Source organism: Rhizobium sp. SEMIA4064 (genome assembly GCF_003025035.1).
GTDB lineage: Bacteria > Pseudomonadota > Alphaproteobacteria > Rhizobiales > Rhizobiaceae > Rhizobium > Rhizobium paranaense.
On the sequence record NZ_PYJN01000016.1, the window covers coordinates 241,985 to 258,019 of the forward strand.

The 16,035-nt window shown below is 58.9% G+C and carries 14 protein-coding genes; 6 read left to right on the forward strand and 8 right to left on the reverse strand.

The window, feature by feature from the left end; all coding sequences use genetic code 11:
* Positions 1 to 52: 52 nt before the first annotated feature.
* Entirely contained in the window at positions 53 to 1,507 is a 1,455-nt protein-coding gene (locus C9E91_RS11160) for a cobyric acid synthase (protein WP_107108341.1), read from the reverse strand.
* Positions 1,508 to 1,742: 235 nt separating this feature from the next.
* On the opposite strand from C9E91_RS11160, the gene C9E91_RS19795 reads away from it, so the two are divergent.
* The 4 genes from C9E91_RS19795 (at position 1,743) to C9E91_RS11175 (ending at position 5,920) form a co-directional block, all read left to right on the forward strand.
* Positions 1,743 to 1,886 carry a hypothetical protein gene (locus tag C9E91_RS19795; RefSeq protein ID WP_181316064.1) on the forward strand — a complete coding sequence of 48 codons (144 nt, stop codon included), beginning with the start codon at positions 1,743 to 1,745 and terminating at the stop codon, positions 1,884 to 1,886.
* Between the two features lie 841 nt (positions 1,887 to 2,727).
* A complete protein-coding gene (locus tag C9E91_RS11165; RefSeq protein ID WP_107108342.1) occupies positions 2,728 to 3,726 on the forward strand; it encodes an ABC transporter substrate-binding protein in 999 nt (332 codons plus the stop codon).
* A gap of 237 nt (positions 3,727 to 3,963) precedes the next feature.
* Entirely contained in the window at positions 3,964 to 4,875 is a 912-nt protein-coding gene (locus C9E91_RS11170; RefSeq protein ID WP_107108343.1) for an ABC transporter permease, read from the forward strand.
* Positions 4,868 to 5,920, forward strand: coding sequence for a quaternary amine ABC transporter ATP-binding protein (locus C9E91_RS11175; protein ID WP_107108344.1), 1,053 nt, complete (start codon positions 4,868 to 4,870; stop codon positions 5,918 to 5,920). Before C9E91_RS11170 ends, C9E91_RS11175 begins: the two co-directional genes overlap by 8 nt.
* Before the next feature lie 147 nt (positions 5,921 to 6,067).
* Here C9E91_RS11175 and aac(6') read toward each other — a convergent pair whose 3' ends face one another.
* A complete protein-coding gene (aac(6'), locus tag C9E91_RS11180) occupies positions 6,068 to 6,511 on the reverse strand; it encodes an aminoglycoside 6'-N-acetyltransferase (protein WP_414124091.1) in 444 nt (147 codons plus the stop codon).
* A 322-nt stretch (positions 6,512 to 6,833) separates the two neighbouring features.
* Here aac(6') and bmt point away from each other — a divergent pair, with 322 nt between their 5' ends.
* Complete coding sequence (gene bmt / locus C9E91_RS11185) at positions 6,834 to 7,847, forward strand: betaine--homocysteine S-methyltransferase (RefSeq protein ID WP_107108346.1); 1,014 nt, start codon at positions 6,834 to 6,836, stop codon at positions 7,845 to 7,847.
* Between the two features lie 93 nt (positions 7,848 to 7,940).
* Here bmt and glf read toward each other — a convergent pair whose 3' ends face one another.
* The 3 genes from glf to C9E91_RS11200 all read right to left on the reverse strand — a co-directional run bounded on the left by glf (position 7,941) and on the right by C9E91_RS11200 (position 11,335).
* The gene (gene glf / locus C9E91_RS11190; RefSeq protein ID WP_107108347.1) at positions 7,941 to 9,116 is read right to left on the reverse strand and encodes a UDP-galactopyranose mutase; all 1,176 of its coding nucleotides are present in this window, start codon (positions 9,114 to 9,116) and stop codon (positions 7,941 to 7,943) included.
* A gap of 85 nt (positions 9,117 to 9,201) precedes the next feature.
* A complete protein-coding gene (locus C9E91_RS11195) occupies positions 9,202 to 10,341 on the reverse strand; it encodes a DUF707 domain-containing protein (RefSeq protein WP_107108348.1) in 1,140 nt (379 codons plus the stop codon).
* 22 nt (positions 10,342 to 10,363) lie between these two features.
* Positions 10,364 to 11,335, reverse strand: coding sequence for a hypothetical protein (locus C9E91_RS11200; RefSeq protein ID WP_107108349.1), 972 nt, complete (start codon positions 11,333 to 11,335; stop codon positions 10,364 to 10,366).
* Between the two features lie 271 nt (positions 11,336 to 11,606).
* Here C9E91_RS11200 and C9E91_RS11205 point away from each other — a divergent pair, with 271 nt between their 5' ends.
* Positions 11,607 to 12,818: a glycosyltransferase family 2 protein gene (locus tag C9E91_RS11205; protein WP_181316065.1), complete on the forward strand. Its 1,212-nt coding sequence runs from the start codon at positions 11,607 to 11,609 to the stop codon at positions 12,816 to 12,818.
* 6 nt (positions 12,819 to 12,824) lie between these two features.
* Here C9E91_RS11205 and C9E91_RS11210 read toward each other — a convergent pair whose 3' ends face one another.
* The 3 genes from C9E91_RS11210 to C9E91_RS11220 form a co-directional block, all read right to left on the reverse strand.
* Positions 12,825 to 13,547, reverse strand: coding sequence for a phosphodiester glycosidase family protein (locus C9E91_RS11210; RefSeq protein ID WP_181316073.1), 723 nt, complete (start codon positions 13,545 to 13,547; stop codon positions 12,825 to 12,827).
* A 96-nt stretch (positions 13,548 to 13,643) separates the two neighbouring features.
* A complete protein-coding gene (locus C9E91_RS11215; RefSeq protein WP_107108351.1) occupies positions 13,644 to 14,336 on the reverse strand; it encodes a 4Fe-4S dicluster domain-containing protein in 693 nt (230 codons plus the stop codon).
* A 101-nt stretch (positions 14,337 to 14,437) separates the two neighbouring features.
* The gene (locus tag C9E91_RS11220; protein ID WP_028752248.1) at positions 14,438 to 16,015 is read right to left on the reverse strand and encodes a trimethylamine methyltransferase family protein; all 1,578 of its coding nucleotides are present in this window, start codon (positions 16,013 to 16,015) and stop codon (positions 14,438 to 14,440) included.
* Positions 16,016 to 16,035: the final 20 nt, after the last annotated feature.

Below are 16,035 nucleotides of genomic sequence, written 5' to 3' on the forward strand. Positions count from 1 at the left end.
GTTTCTTCGCATTCCGGGCGGGAAACCGCTACGCACTTTTCCTGGAACTGCTCTACTGCACCAGGCTGTCGAGCCATGCCGGATCGAGCACCGCTTCCAGCTCTGTCGCAACCTCGTCCAGAGCCGCCTCGACTCCGGCGCGGTAATCCACCCGCTCACCGGTCAAACCGAAGCTTGCAAGCAGCTTTGCCCGATAGGCATCGCTGGTGAAAAGCCCGTGGAGATAGGTGCCCATGACCAGGCCGTCGCTGGAGAGCGCGCCATCGGGCCGGCCGTCGATCATGGTCGAGGGCCGGTCGCAATCGACGCCGCGCGTCACGCCGAGATGGATCTCATAGCCCGAAAGCGGCGCGTCGTACTCCCTGGAAAAAGCCACGCTGTTCCGAAGGGTCTTTTCCGGCGCCATTTCGGTCTCGACATCCAGCAAACCAAGCCCGGGCGTCGCCGTCACCGATCCCTCTATGCCGAGCGGATCGTGCACCATGCGGCCGAGCATCTGGTAACCGCCGCAAATGCCGATAACGCGACCTCCGCGACGGACATGCGCAGCTAAATCCTTATCCCAGCCCTGCGCCCGCAGGTCCATGAGATCACCCACGGTCGATTTCGAGCCCGGCAGGACCACGAGCCCCGCATCCGTAGGCAACCGCTCACCTGGGCGAACGAAGACCAGATCGACATCCGGCTCGGCGCGTAGCGGATCGAGATCGTCGAAATTGGCGATGCGTGACAGCACGGGCACGGCGACCTTCAACGCTCCGTCGGTGCCGCGAGCAAGCCGTTCCAATACGACCGAATCCTCGGCCGGCAGCCGGCCCGCTGCCTTCAGCCAGGGTACGACGCCATAACAGGGCCAACCGGTGAAGCCCCCAATGGCATCCACGCCTTCGCCGAACAGCGAGATATCACCGCGAAACTTATTGATCAGGTAACCGCGGATCATCCGCCGGTCTTCTTCAGGCAGGATATGATGCGTGCCGACCAGCGAAGCGATCACGCCGCCACGATCGATATCGCCGACCAGCACGACCGGGACATTGGCGCGAGTGGCAAAACCCATATTGGCGATATCGCCGCGCCTGAGATTAATCTCGGCTGGCGAACCGGCGCCCTCGACAATCACCAGATCGGTTCCGGCGCGCATGGTCGCAAAGCTTTCCAAGACGGCGCCGAGCAGTTGCGGTTTGAGCGCCTGGTAGTCCCTGCCCTTCGCCTGTCCCCAGACCTTGCCCTGCACGATGATCTGGCTGCCGGTCTCCGATTGCGGCTTCAACAGCACCGGATTCATATGCACCGAGGACGGTACGCGCGCGGCCAGCGATTGCAGCCACTGCGCCCGGCCGATCTCGCCGCCGTCTTCGGCCACCGCAGCGTTGTTCGACATGTTCTGAGGCTTGAACGGGCGCACCCGAACACCCCTGTTGGCGAACAGCCGGCAGAGCCCGGCGACCAATACCGTTTTTCCGACATCGGAGCCGGTCCCCTGCAGCATGATCGCCTTCGTCATCCGTTATTGCTCCGATATGGTGCTTCTACTGGGAATGCTGGATTTTGCCTTGAATCCGCCGCGATGATTAACGGCGGAAAACCGGTTATATGCGGCAAAAACGCACCACTTCCAAAAATGCTCTATTTGCGACAATCGATGACGACTTCTTCCATTGTTCCTGATGCCGAAGAGGATTATCTCCATCACCAATTCAAACAACGAAAGCCGGTCGATCCGGCCCGAGGAAACCCCGATGCTCTTCATCTTCAACAACAAGAATTCCATTCAGATCGCCTGGAACTCGAAGGTGCCGTCGCGCCACCCCGACAACCGCCTGCAGCAGCTCGATACCCGCTTCGGCCTAGTCGGCTTCATCCGCACCTATAGCGCCGGTTGATTACTCGTCAAGCCGCAAGTCCATCGTACAGCAAAGCCGCCATGCCGCTGCATTGGCGGCTTTGCTGTTTCCGCCATTCAGGTGCACGCGAGCGCCCTATCCGTCCGCACCCGAGCGGTTACTTTAGTCGATTCTGCTCAAGACCGTTAGCGTAAGCCCCAAAACGCGAAAACCGCGCGATCGCGGGGATCGACGCGGTTTGCCAAAAAAACGCCGGCTCGCTTGCATTTCACACTGCAAGGCTCGCTTCCTCCGGTACGCACTACCTGATCCGGAGAGGCGGAAGTGTCTCCCGCCGCGTTCCGATTGATAGCCGGACATCGTTACCGGAGGGTTATTAAGTGCTTAAATAAGGATGAATCCGGAAATTTTTCGAACTTTTTTTCGACTTATTTCAAGAAGCTGAAAACGGCGCGAATGGAATACAAAAAGTCTTTGCCGGACGCGGCATTTTAGCGATCATCAATCTCTACCAGCTCACGGGGCATGATGGCGCGTCTTCCATGCCCATTTTACAGCCATGAATGGCAGAAAATAGGCTAATTCAAGCGCTTATATAAGCTTTTCGACAAGGCGTGGTAAGTCCGCGTAGTCGACGGCAGGTTGATTTCTTCACCTAAATCCTTAGGCTGCATCTTGTCGGTGCAGAAAAAGCGCGGCTGCGAGAGGTTCCGTAGCCGCAAAAAGAGCAAACGCACGACAGCAAAACAGGGGACCGGACAGGCGTCGTCAGCGGCGGGTGAACGGTTATGGTGCGACCACGCTGACGGGGGATCGGCAAGGCATCATGTCTGCTGGAGTCGATTCCGGTAACTTAACAAGAACTGGGAGACGTTATCCAATGAAGAAGCTCATTGCTTCCGCCATCTTCGCATTTGGTGCCTATGCTTTGGCTGGCTCGGCACAGGCTGCGGAATGCGGCGACGTGTCGATCGCCGAAATGAACTGGGCATCGGCCGGCGTCGCCGCTCAGGTCGACAAGATCATCCTGCAGAACGGCTATGGCTGCAATGTGACGCTGGTCACCGGCGACACACAGCCGACGTTCGCCTCCATGGACGAAAAGGGCGCACCGGACGTCGCGCCGGAACTCTGGGTCAATGCCGTGCGCACAGCGCTCGACAAGGCTGTTTCCGAAGGCCGCCTGATCGAGGCAGCACCCCTTCTCAGCGACGGCGGCGTCGAAGGCTGGTGGATTCCGAAATTTCTCGCCGACGCCCATCCGGATATCAAGACCGTTCAGGACGCGCTGAAGCATCCGGAACTTTTCCCCGCTCCGGAAGATTCCTCGAAGGGCGCGGTCTACAATTGCCCGTCGGGCTGGAACTGCCAGATTTCCACGGCCAACCTCTATAAGGCCCTCGGCGCCGAGAAGCTCGGCTTCACGCTGGTGGATACGGGCTCGGCCGCCGGTCTCGACGGCTCGATCGCCAATGCCTTCGAAAAGAAGAGCGGCTGGCTCGGCTACTACTGGGCTCCGACCGCGATCCTCGGCAAGTACGAGATGGTGCGCCTGAGCTTCGACGTGCCGCACGACAAGAAGGAATGGGACGCCTGCACCTCGCAGCAGGATTGCGCCAATCCGAAGGTCAATTCCTATCCGGTTTCTGACGTCTACACTGTTGTGACCAAGTCTTTCGCCTCCAAGGCAAGCGTTGCCATGGACTACGTCAAGACCCGCAAATGGGACAACGGCACGGTCGGCAAGGTTCTCGCCTGGATGACAGACAATCAGGGCACGAACGAAGACGGCGCAAAATACTTCCTGAAGACCTACCCCGACATGTGGACCAAGTGGGTTTCTCCGGATGTCGCCACCAAGGTCAAGGCTTCGCTCTGACGCGAAACGACGGAACTGGCGGCGAGTAAGCCGCCAGTTCCCCGCATTCGCTGCCGCCGTGTTGACGCCCATACCGACGGAGCGGCGGGGCCTTAGGTCGCAACAAGCGCAGAATGGCGACTGGGAATGGTATAAAAAATAAGAAGCAGCCTGACGAACCGGTCGCAGTGCTGCCTACCATCCACGCGTGAAGGCCACACGCTGAGCTGGGCAAAACCGGACAAGAAGGGGAATTTCATGGCTATTCAATGCAGTTTCTTGCCGGATGTTCTATGCAATTTTCCGGCGATCAACGAGACCCTCATTCGCGCCGCGCGCAAGAACATCGACGACGGCTTCAGAGGAATAGTGCGCGCCTACGGCAATGTTATCGACGCCGTGGTTCAGCCGCTGCAATGGTTTCTGAACTATCTGGAATGGCTTTTTACAAATACGCCCTGGTTCATCGTGCTCCTCGTCATGATGGCCGTCGTCTACGCTGCCAGTCGCAATCTCAAGATCGTCGCCGGCACGGCCATTTCCATGATCCTGATCGGTGTCTGCGGCCTGTGGGGCGACACGATGGTCACCCTCGCCATGGTGACCGTCTGTACCCTCATTGCCATCGTCATCGGCCTGCCGATCGGCATATTGATGGCCCGTTCCGACCGGCTGCAATCGATCATCAATCCCATTCTCGACGTGATGCAGACGATGCCGAGCTTCGTCTATCTCATTCCCGTCGTCATGATTTTCGGCATCGGCAAGGTCCCCGGTCTTATCGCCGTCGTGATTTACGCCATTCCGCCGATGATCCGGCTGACCAACCTCGGCATCCGCCTCGTCGACAAGGAAGTGCTGGAGGCAGCCGATGCCTTCGGTTCGTCGCACCGGCAGAAACTGTTCAATGTGCAGATCCCGTTGGCACTCCCCACCATCATGGCCGGCATCAATCAAACCATCATGATGTCACTCGCCATGGTCGTCGTCGCGTCCATGGTCGGCGTCGGTGGACTCGGCAGGAATACGCTGCAGGCGATCAACAGCCAGTTCTTCACCGTCGGCTTCCTCAACGGCTTCGCCCTGGTCGCGATCGCCATTATTTTCGACCGCACGAGCCAGGCCTATGGCAGACGGCTCCAGAAGCACTCGGAGGTCATCCATGGCTAGTCACGCGATCCAGATCAAAAACCTCTACAAGATCTTCGGGCCGCGCGGGCGCGACTATGTGGACGCAGTGAAGAACGGCATAGGCAAGGCCGAGCTCAACGAGACGCATGGCCACGTTCTCGGCCTGCAGGACATCAATATCGACATGCCAGCCGGTGCCATCACCGTGGTCATGGGCCTCTCTGGTTCCGGCAAGTCGACGCTGATCCGTCACATCAATAGGCTCATCGAGCCGACCGCCGGCGAAGTGCTCTATGACGGCGTCGATGTCTGTAATATGGGCGAAAACGCACTGCGTGAGTTTCGCCGCCACAAGACGGCGATGGTGTTCCAGAAATTCGCCCTGCTGCCGCACCGCACGGTGATGGAAAACACCATCTACGGCCTGGACATCCAGGGCGTGGCCCGGGCCGAAAGCCAGAAGAAAGGTCGCTACTGGATCGAGCGTGTCGGCCTGAAGGGGTTCGAGAACCATTATCCGAACCAGCTTTCCGGCGGCATGCAGCAGCGCGTCGGCCTTGCGCGTGCGCTCACCAACGATGCCGATATCCTGCTGATGGACGAGGCCTATTCGGCACTCGACCCGTTGATCCGCGTCGACATGCAGACCGTGCTTCTCGACCTGCAAAAGGAGTTGAAGAAAACCGTCGTCTTCATCACCCACGATCTCGACGAAGCACTGCGCCTCGGCGACAAGATCGCCATCCTGCGCGACGGCAAGGTCGTGCAGCAGGGCAGCGGCCAGGAAATCGTGTTGAAGCCAGCCGACGACTACATCACCGCCTTCGTCAAGGAAGTGAACCGCGGCCGCGTCATTCAGGCTCAGACGATCATGAAGCCGATTGCCGGCGAGCCGCATGGCGTGCGCATATCCGGCGACATGACGCTGGAGATCGCAGCTAAACAGATGACCGACAGCGGACAGACCGCTGCCGTCGTCACCGATCCCGGCGGCCGGCTGATCGGCACGATCGACCTGCAAGGCATCATTGCCGCCATGGTGACGCCGACGACACATGAAACGGCCGAGATGGCGGCCGCGTAAAAAACGCCCCACCGCAAAGCGAAAAAGCGCCCTGCCAGCCCCTAACTGAAATGTGGAATACTTTCTGTAACAAATATCTGTCGCGAAACTCTAACTTTTGGGAGCGAGTTTCGCGACAAGCCATCCTCGTGGAAGGGCAATACCGGCCTACAGTGGCTTTCGGAAGAACACGACGCGCTGTGTCTCCTCAAATCCTAAAGCGGTATGGAGCGCATGGCTGGCTGAATTCTCAAGCAGCGCGTCTGAGCCAAACTCAACACATCCAAGCGACTTCCCCCAATCAGCAACGGCATTGCAAAGCAATCGTGCGATACCCTTTCGCCTGTCAACGGGCCGGACATAAATCCCTTCGAGGAATAGAACGGGCGAGCTGCTGCATCCATTCACATAATCATATCGCAAAGTGGCCTCAGCAAACCCGACAGCTTCTTTCGCAGCGTTTCGAGCGATGAAGGCGACGGCTTCTCCACTTTCTGAAAGAAACGCCCGGCCCAACTCAGCTCGATGATCTTCAAGCGAGTGATGCGGCCACAGAGCAACGCGAAGCTGCGCCCATGGCTCAACATCTTTTATAGTCCCAACCTCAATCATCGATTCCATATTGCGGTTCTCTTCTTGTCTCAAAAACCCCAATTAAAGCGACAGTTTTGCAGCAGGTGAGTGCGCAGAATGCTTCACGAAGATATTTCCAGCAAGATAAACCGCCCCAAACACCCATGCCACAGGGGGATTCGGCACCAGTATCTACTTGGATTCCACATTTCGGTTGGGGGCTGGCCCCCTGCCCTGGGCGCTTTTTTCTTTTAGACCGCCTTATCGAGCAACCTCTGCCTTTATCCCGGGATTGTACTCATATAAAGAAATGTTTATATCTGCATTTCAATCCGGTTTATCTGACATTTGAGGAGACGCCATGACCGTCACAGCCAATCCCTTGACCGATCTTCTAGCCGAAAAGGGCGTACTGCTCGCTGATGGCGCGACCGGCACCAATCTTTTCGCCATGGGCCTGGAGGCCGGTGAAGCTCCGGAGCTCTGGAACGAACAGCATCCCGACCGCATCACCAAGCTGCATCAGGATTTCGTCGACGCCGGCGCCGACATCATTCTCACCAACACCTTCGGCGGCACCCGCCACCGTTTGAAGCTGCACCATGCGCAGGACCGCGTTCACAGCTTGAACAAGACGGCTGCCGAAATTGCCCGCGCTGTCGCCGACAAGGCTGGCCGCAAAGTCATCGTCGCCGGCTCGGTCGGCCCGACCGGCGAATTGCTGATGCCGCTTGGCGCACTGACCTATGAGGACGCCGTGGCCGCTTTCGCCGAGCAGATCGAAGGTCTGAAAGCCGGTGGCGTCGATGTCGCCTGGATCGAAACCATGTCATCGCCGGAAGAAATCCGCGCCGCCGCGGAAGCCGCCGTCAAGGTCGGCCTGCCCTACACCTATACCGGCTCCTTCGATACCGCCGGCAAGACGATGATGGGTCTTCATCCGAGAGACATTCACGGCGTTGCCAAGGATGTGGGTCAAGGTCCGCTCGCCGTCGGCGCCAATTGCGGCGTCGGCGCATCGGATATCCTCTCAAGCCTGCTCGACATGACCGATGCCGATCCGGCTTCGGTCGTGATCGTCAAAGGCAACTGCGGCATTCCGGAATATCGCGGCGCCGAGATCCACTATTCCGGCACGCCGCCGCTCATGGCCGATTACGCCCGCCTCGCCCGCGACGCCGGCGCCAAGATCATCGGCGGCTGCTGCGGCACTTCCTGCGGCCACCTTGCCGCCATGCGCGAAGCGCTCGACAGCTACACGCCCGGCCCGCGCCCGACGCTGGAAACGATCATCGATCGGATTGGCCCGCTGCGCAACAAGACGGCCAACGAAGGCGGGGCCGCCCCGACCCGCGAGCGCCGTCGCCGCGGATAAAAACAATTGGGCGGGATGACCTTTGAATGGTCATCCCGCCCTCACCTCAAATGGCGCTGAAGGTCCATTGACCCTTCGAGCTCAGCCCAAAGCCTATTTTTCGCCGCCCAGGATACGGCCCTCGGTGAAATGCGGCACGACGCGGCTCTCGAACGCCTTCAGGGCCGCGCCGATTGCCTGGTGCATGTCGAGATATCGATAGGTGCCGAGCCGTCCTCCGAAATGGACGTTGACTTCCGCTTCCGCACGCACCCGATATCGCAGGAAGACATCCTTGTCCTGCCGGGTGTCGATCGGATAGTACGGCTCATCCTTTCGCTGCGCCGAGCGCGAATATTCCCTTACGATGACAGTCTTTTCGGTCTGATAGCTTCTTTCCGGATTGAAGTGGCGAAACTCCAGGATGCGCGTAAAGGGGATCGTCTCATCGGCATAGTTCATGACCGCCATGCCCTGGAAATCGCCGGTGTTGACGGTCTCCTTTTCGAAATCGATCGTGCGCCAGCCCAATTCCCCTTCCGAATAGTCGAAATACCGATCGATCGGACCCGTATAGACAATCGGCAGGCCCGGCGGCAGCGAGGATTTCAGCGAAAAGAAATCGACGCCAAGGGCGATATTGATCTTCGGGTGGTTCAGCATCCGCTCGAAGATCGCCGCATAGCCGTCGACCGGCAGGCCCTCGTATTTGTCGTTGAAATATCTGTTGTCGTAGGTGTAGCGGACGGGCAGCCGCGTGATGATATGCTCCGGCAGATCGCGGGGGTCGGTCTGCCACTGCTTTGCGGTATAGCCGCGGATGAATGCCTCGTATAGGGGCCGGCCGATCAGGGAAATTGCCTTCTCTTCCAAGTTCGCGGGATTGCGCCCAGCCATCTCGGCCGCCTGATCCGCGATCAGCGTCCGCGCTTCAGCCGGAGAAAGTCGCCGGTTGAAGAACTGCGAGATGGTGCCGAGATTGATCGGCATCGCATAGACCTGATCCCGATACGTCGAATAAACCCGGTGCTTGTAGTCGGTAAAACCGGTGAACCTGTTCAGATAGGTCCAAACGGTTTCGTTTGGCGTATGGAAAAGATGCGCCCCGTAACGGTGGACTTCAATTCCGGTCTCGCTGTCGAATTCACTGTAGGCATTACCGCCGATGTGACTGCGGCGATCGATCAGTAGAACGTTCTTTTGCAGTTCGTTCGCAACCCGTTCGGCAATGGTCGCACCATAGAAACCTGCGCCGACGATCAGCAGGTCAACGTTGGAAAAATCGATCATGAAACTTTCAGGTCCCTCGGGATTGGAAGAGAAATCGGCTTGCTGGCTTGCCCCTCGACACATCGCCATCCGCAAGCCGCATGCATCAATTTACGCCTGGAATCGGCTTGTAACTAAACCCGTAGCTTCTCCAGAGCGCCGCTTGCTCGGCAATGGCGGACCGCACGTCATAGCTCGCGCCGATCGGCCTCGTGTGAACGATTCCAACCGCGTCGATGATGCCCATGCGCGTTGCAGGCCGTCCGAGGAATGAGGGCCACAAATGGTCCAGACCATAACCCGAGACCGCATCCTTGATGCTGCCGACGCAGATGCGGAGAGCGCGGCGCGAAAAGACCGGGCACATGATTTCGACGAAGGGTTCGAAGCGGACGTCGCCGCCTTGGCGTTGAGCGGTGATCGGATGATTGATGTGGCAGCCGGGTTCCTGGCGCAGCGATGGCTGAGCCAGATCCAGCCCGTATTTGCGCGACAGATGGAACATCTTGTTCAAATCCGGTCCGCTGCACAGCAGATCGTCGTCAGGCAACCAGATGCGATCGTAATTCCAAAGCGGGCTATCTTCATAAAACAGATCGAAGATCGGCTTGAATTTCCGCTGGTTCGGCGCATGAGTCAGATATTCAGGCGAAACCGACGGGTCGGGAATTTCGTTTCCGTACCAACTGACGCACAGATCCCAGGTGCGGGTATTGTCATTGAGCCCTTCGAACCAGCGCGGATGCAGCGATGAACCATTGGCGCGAACGACGACGAGATTGGCCCGGCGTGCGCCCACGGGCGGCTGTTTGATGAATCTCGCCCGACGCTCCATGTGCGGTGGCGTTGCCGATACCGGATGCGGCGGATGATCGACAAGGTTCAGAATGTAGATGGCGTCGACGCCGGCAAGAACGGCGCGGCCGGCAAGCGCCACGACCGCTGAATTCACGACGCGAGCCGCGTTGAATACGATCGCTGGCATCCCTTGACTGTCGAGGATGCAGAGCTTTCCATCAGCCACATACCAATGATCCAGCGATCCATGAAAGGCATTGCCGACCAATCCCTCGGGAGCAAGCATTAGAAACGGCAACAATTCCCGCCCGTCCAGATCGCCCAATTGCCAGGATGTACCGGAAAGCATCTCTGCCTGCAAATATGGAGCATCGGACCACTGCGCGGCAATTGCCACACGCTCCGCCTGCGTAAGAGTTTGCAGATTGCTCGCTGCAAATGACGTCATAGACTGCCCCTTATTCCTGGATTCAATGGCGCGCGCTGGCCGAAAGCCGCTGAACCTTTACAGTTTCCCTGAGCTCCGAAATTTCGATCCGCAGCTTCTCGACCTTATCGCTCAGTTCTTCGACCTGAACCGATATGATGTCGTCGTTCGGATCGACCGTTGACGGCGCCGCCTTCGGATATCCAAGCTCCATGGGAGCCTGCCGCGGCAAGGGCTGTTCCAGCGTAACCTTTGGAGCCACCGGCACGTCGAATTCCGCGCCGAAGAAATGCAGCCACATGCGCTCAAGCATATATCCGTAGACGGGCATGCCTAACGTCGCCTGATATGTAATTTCCAGGCTCTTCCGCGGCCATTTGGCGATGAGGTTGTTACGAACGGCGAAGATCGCACCGTAGGTGAACACTCCAAAAGAATGTGCCCGCGCTTTGTCCGCCAACTCATCGAGTCCGCATTTCCGCAGGAAATCGCTGGCAACGTTTTCTCCTTCCGGCGGGTTGCCGTGGAACGCGCAATAATCACGGCTGGTGCCCAAAGCGCCTTCGTCGACGAAATCCGGCGGACCCCAACTAGACAAAGAGAAACGTTCCGGACGAACACGCAGACGACCGCCCAGGCGTCGTTCGTAGTCCGCGAGCAAGGACGCCGGTGGAATATTGTGATCGGCCTGCCATTGCCAGGTCAGCGGCTGCAGGCTGTCCCATTGCCGCCAGTTTTCCAGCAGCGGCAGGAAATCCGGACTATGGGTAAAGGGATCGCCTTGCGAGAAGACCGTGAAGGAATCGGCGTCCCGCGGTACCGTCAGCATATGGTGGATGTATGTTTCGGACTCCCGCCCAACATTCTGCCTGTCGATGATGTGATCGGCTCTGTCAATGATGAGCGGATCGCTGATCGGCTCGCCCTTGTTGTAGATGTAGACCTCGAAATCGTCGGGAATGTTCAGGACCCAATCGAGAGACTCTTTATAGCGGGCAATAACAATTGAGTTCATATGACATCTCCAGGCACCGGCAGCCGCCAACGGCGGCATAGATGAAATCGCGCCTCGATTAATCGCCCCGCGCTGCCGACCCTGCCGTATCAAGTTCGACGAACCACCTTGGCAGAGGGATAAAAATCAAAGCTTGCACCGGGCTGGAGGCCGTATGTCGCTTCACACTCGCCTGGAATGAGCGTGAATTCTCCAGCCCCGCGAAAGCAACCTCTCCTATCCAACGGCAAAGCTCGCGATCCGAATCGCGCCGATGCCTCTGGAGAAGTCGATGTCCTCTATTGAATCCCCCGTCCTTTCGATCTGCGTTCCGACCTACAATCGCCAGTTCATGCTGGAGCGCAATGTAAGCTTCCATCTGGACGCGTTTCGCCGGCTCGGCATTCCCTTTGAGATCGTGATTGTCGATGACTGCTCGACGGACAATACCGCTGGCTATGTCCAATCCATCTCGCATCACCCGGAAGTCAGCGCCTACCGCCGCGCAAGCAATTCCGGTTTTCTCAGCAACTATGCCTTCGCCATGCAGCGTGCCCGCGGTCAATACGCAGTTTTCCTCGGGGACGACGACTTGCTCATTCCGGAAAAGGTCGTCGAATACATCCGCTTGATGGCGGAGGACCAGCGGATCGGCATGGTGCAAGCGCCGTGGATGCTTGTCGATGGACGGCCGGGCGGCGGCGACATGCAGCCCTTTTATCACCTGTCCTATCCGACGCGTCATTCGAAGGGCGATTTCCATTCGATGCTGGAATTCATCCTCGAGCGACACGTCTTCCCTGAGTTCATGATCATCCGGCGCGACGTCCTGGCCAAGTCTATCTCCAGCCCGACGCCCTTCATCTTCTGGGCATTTCTTTATACGACGCGCGCGCTCGACAAGGCCGACATTCTCTTCATGCCGGAACCCTTCGCACGCGTAACGGCGGTCTCCGACGACCCGCGCCTGCAGCAGGGTAACAAGGAATGCATGTTCCAGTGGGACACCTACAGAGGCGGCCTGGAATATCTCGCCTCTCAGGCCCTTCGCGACGGCAAGCTTCCCGCCGATTACCGGACGTCTCTGGTGCAGCGCATCACGCAATTCATGCTGCAGCGCCAGGCCGTCGCCATGCGCCTGCATGTCAACGCGCAGAATTGGGTCGAGGCCTACATCATGTATCATCGCATGGCGGCCTATCACGCCGCGCCGCTTCCGCCGGAATCCTATGATCAGATCCGCAAGCTCGCCGGTATCGCGACAGCCGCAACGGAAGCGATCGCATTCAACGGCGAACCGGTCATCATCGAGCCGATCATCGACGACACGACGATCAATCTTCTGTCGCCAGCGATCCGGGAACGTTTGAGCCGGGAAGCGCCGCAGCTCGATAGGTCCGACAAGCCAAGGGCGTTCCTTCGCTTCACGCAGAACTTTCCGCCCAATCCCGGTCCGAGAGACGGGCTGTTCGATATTCTCACTTATATCGAACAGTTCGTTTGAGGCTCCTCAGCCCGGCAGCAGCTCCGTCACCGCGATGATCGGGCCGAGCGGGAATAATTCATCCCGCCTCTGCCATTCCGGTATATCGAGGCTGGAGATGCTGCCATCGAGGAAGAGTGCATTGGCGCAGCCGAGATCGTCACGGAACAAAGTCGCAAAATCGTGGAAGCGGACAGCGCCGTCAGATACGGCGAAGATGACCTTGCCATCGGCTGACACGCCGACGCCGTTGCGCGTCTTGAAACTGGTGCTGTCGGCGAGGAACGACGGATGCAGCTTGCCGTCGATCACCAGCATCGGGCCGGATTGCGTCGCGTAGAAAGGCTTGATGCCGGAAGCCTGGAAGGCTTTGCTCTCCATGATGCCGGCATGGCCCGGCTGAAGATAGAAGACGCCGTTCGGCAGTAGATGAAAATTGCCCCACCCCTTGTTGGTGTTGATCTCTCTCTGTTGCTTGCCGTCTTCGACATAGAGGCCGACCGGCGATTGGTCATCCCGGTACATGCCGCCATTCATCGCAAATCGGATGTAGATGCGGTCCTGGCGAAGATCGTTTTCCAGCGCTCGGAACGAGCCATAGGGCTTGCCGCTGCGGTCGTTCTGGTAGAGCCGGATACCGTCGGTGGCGGGATCGAAGGTGCAGACGGTATAGCTGTCGCCAAGATGCTGAACCTTGCGGCAGGCCTCATCAGCAAACGCCGTGGTGGCGCAGGTGAGGATGGCGAACATGGTCAGCAACCGAATCAAACGCTTGGGCTCCGCAGCGAATTTCGAAGCTTTAAGGGCGCAATCAAAATGCGGCAAAAGAAGGAAATTCCTTCCTTTTTAAGACCGAAGTGCCGCCATGTGAAAAGCGAGCTGCGCCTGCGGATAGCGATAGGCCGATCCCACTGGGCAGGCATTGCGCGCCAGGCAGCCGCTAATTATGCAACCGGTTTTCCCTGCATCCGTCCGGAGATGCGACCGACAGGCGGCTACGTCGAAACCGACCGATGTGACGGCCTCGACGGGACAGGCGGTCAGGCAAGGCTTTTCGTCGCAATGATCGCAGGGATGTGCAGCCATCGTCCCTGCCCCATCCACTTCGATTATGTCGGCAAACCCGAGCGCACCGCGATAACCGTGCCACAAGCCATAGTCCGGATGGATCAGGATGCCGAGCGGCGAAGCCTTCAAACCTTCCGCCTGCATTGCCCATCGCTGGAACGGCTGCCACGGCGGATCGGAGGGGAAATAGGCTGTCGCATTGAATACCGCGGCTAGAGGCCTTATGATCGCCTTCGACCACTCGTCCAGCGGATCGGTATGATCCGCATTTTCGGGCGATTGCCGCCATCGGGAAAACGGCTCCCAGATGGAACCGCCGATATTGCCGAGCAGGATCACGCTTCGCGCCGGCGTCCCGTCGGCCAATGCCGGTCCCTCGCCTTCGCCGAAGGAAATGATCCCACGAACAAAAACTCCGTGCGGCGCAAGCGCCGCACGGAGTTCGCTGACAATCGCGGAGCCGCCACTCATCGCGGCCCCTTATATTGATAGTGCGGCCGCCAGACCTCTTTCTGAATCAGATCGGCGACGCGAACCGCACCGCCTTGCTCCCTGGCGGCCTCGGGCTCTCTTCAGGTGAAAGCGTCCGGCATCGAATCCTTGCGCTTCTGGATATAGGCCAGCAGCGCCTCATCGATCGCCGGATCAAGCGGCGGTGCTTCGTAATGGTCGAGCCAGGAGCGGCAAAGCGCATTGGCGCGTTCCTCGATGCGCTTCTGACCTTCGATTTCCCACTGTTCGAAGGAATTGTTGTCAGCCAGCGCCGAACGGTAGAAGGCCGTCTGGAAGTTGGCCTGCGTATGGCCGCAGCCGAGATAGTGGCTGCCGGGGCCGACTTCGCGGATGGCATCCATCGCCTGGCCGTTTTCTGAGAGATCGACGCCCTCGGCCATCTTCTGCATCATGCCGAGCTGATCCTGATCGATCATGAACTTCTCGTAGGAGCTGACGAGGCCGCCTTCGAGCCAGCCAGCGGCATGCAGCACGAAATTCGTGCCGGCAAGCAGCGTCATGTTCAGCGTGCTGGCCGATTCATGAGCCGCCTGCGCATCCGGCACCTTGGAAGCGCAGAGCGAACCGCCGGTACGGAAAGGCAGTCCGAGACGACGGGCAAGCTGGGCCGAGCCGTAGGACACCAACGACGGCTCCGGGGTGCCGAAGGTCGGCGCGCCCGACTGCATGGAGATGGAGGCGGCGAAGGTGCCGTAAAGCACCGGCGATCCCTTGCGAATCAACTGCGTGAAGGATGCACCGGCCAGAACCTCGGCCAGGATCTGCGTCAGCGTGCCGGCAACCGTCACCGGGCTCATCGCGCCGGAGAGAATGAACGGCGATACGACGGAGGCCTGGTTATGCCGCGCGTAGACCTTCAATGCACCGAGCATGGTCTCGTCGAACACCATCGGCGAATTGGCGTTGATCAGGTTCAGCGTGACGCAATTGTTTTCGACGAACTCGTCACCGAAAACGATCTTCGCCATGGCGATCGTGTCTTCGGCACGTTCCGGCGCGGTCACCGAACCCATGAACGGCTTGTCCGAATATTTGATATGGCTGTAGACCATATCGAGATGGCGCTTGTTGACCGGGATGTCGACCGGCTCGCAGACCGTGCCGCCGGACGAATGGATCGACGGCGCCATATAGGCGAGCTTCACGAAATTACGGAAATCCTCGATCGTCGCATAACGACGATTGCCTTCGAGATCGCGAACGAAGGGAGGGCCGTAAACCGGCGCGAAGATCGTTGCCTTGCCGCCGACCTGGGCGTTGCGGGCGCTGTTGCGCGCATGCCAGGTGAATTCCTTCGGCGCGGTCTTCAGGAGTTCGCGGCAAAGCCCTTTCGGGAAATGCACCCGCTGCCCCTTAACGTCGGCACCAGCTTCCTTCCAGAGTTCCAGTGCTTCCGCATCGTCGCGAAACTCGATGCCGATTTCTTCGAGCACGGTGTCAGCATTGCGCTCAATGAGCTGCAGGCCTTCCTCGTCCAGGACCTCGTAGACACCGATCTTGCGCTGGATATACGGGAGCGACGGACCTGGCCCGCCACCGCTGCGTGATGCGCGCCGCGCAGCCGCACCCCTGCCCTCGCCGCGCGAACGCCGTCCGCCACCATCACCTGCGGCCGGTTGCTCAATCATATCATCCATGATGCTTCCTCACTCTTGCG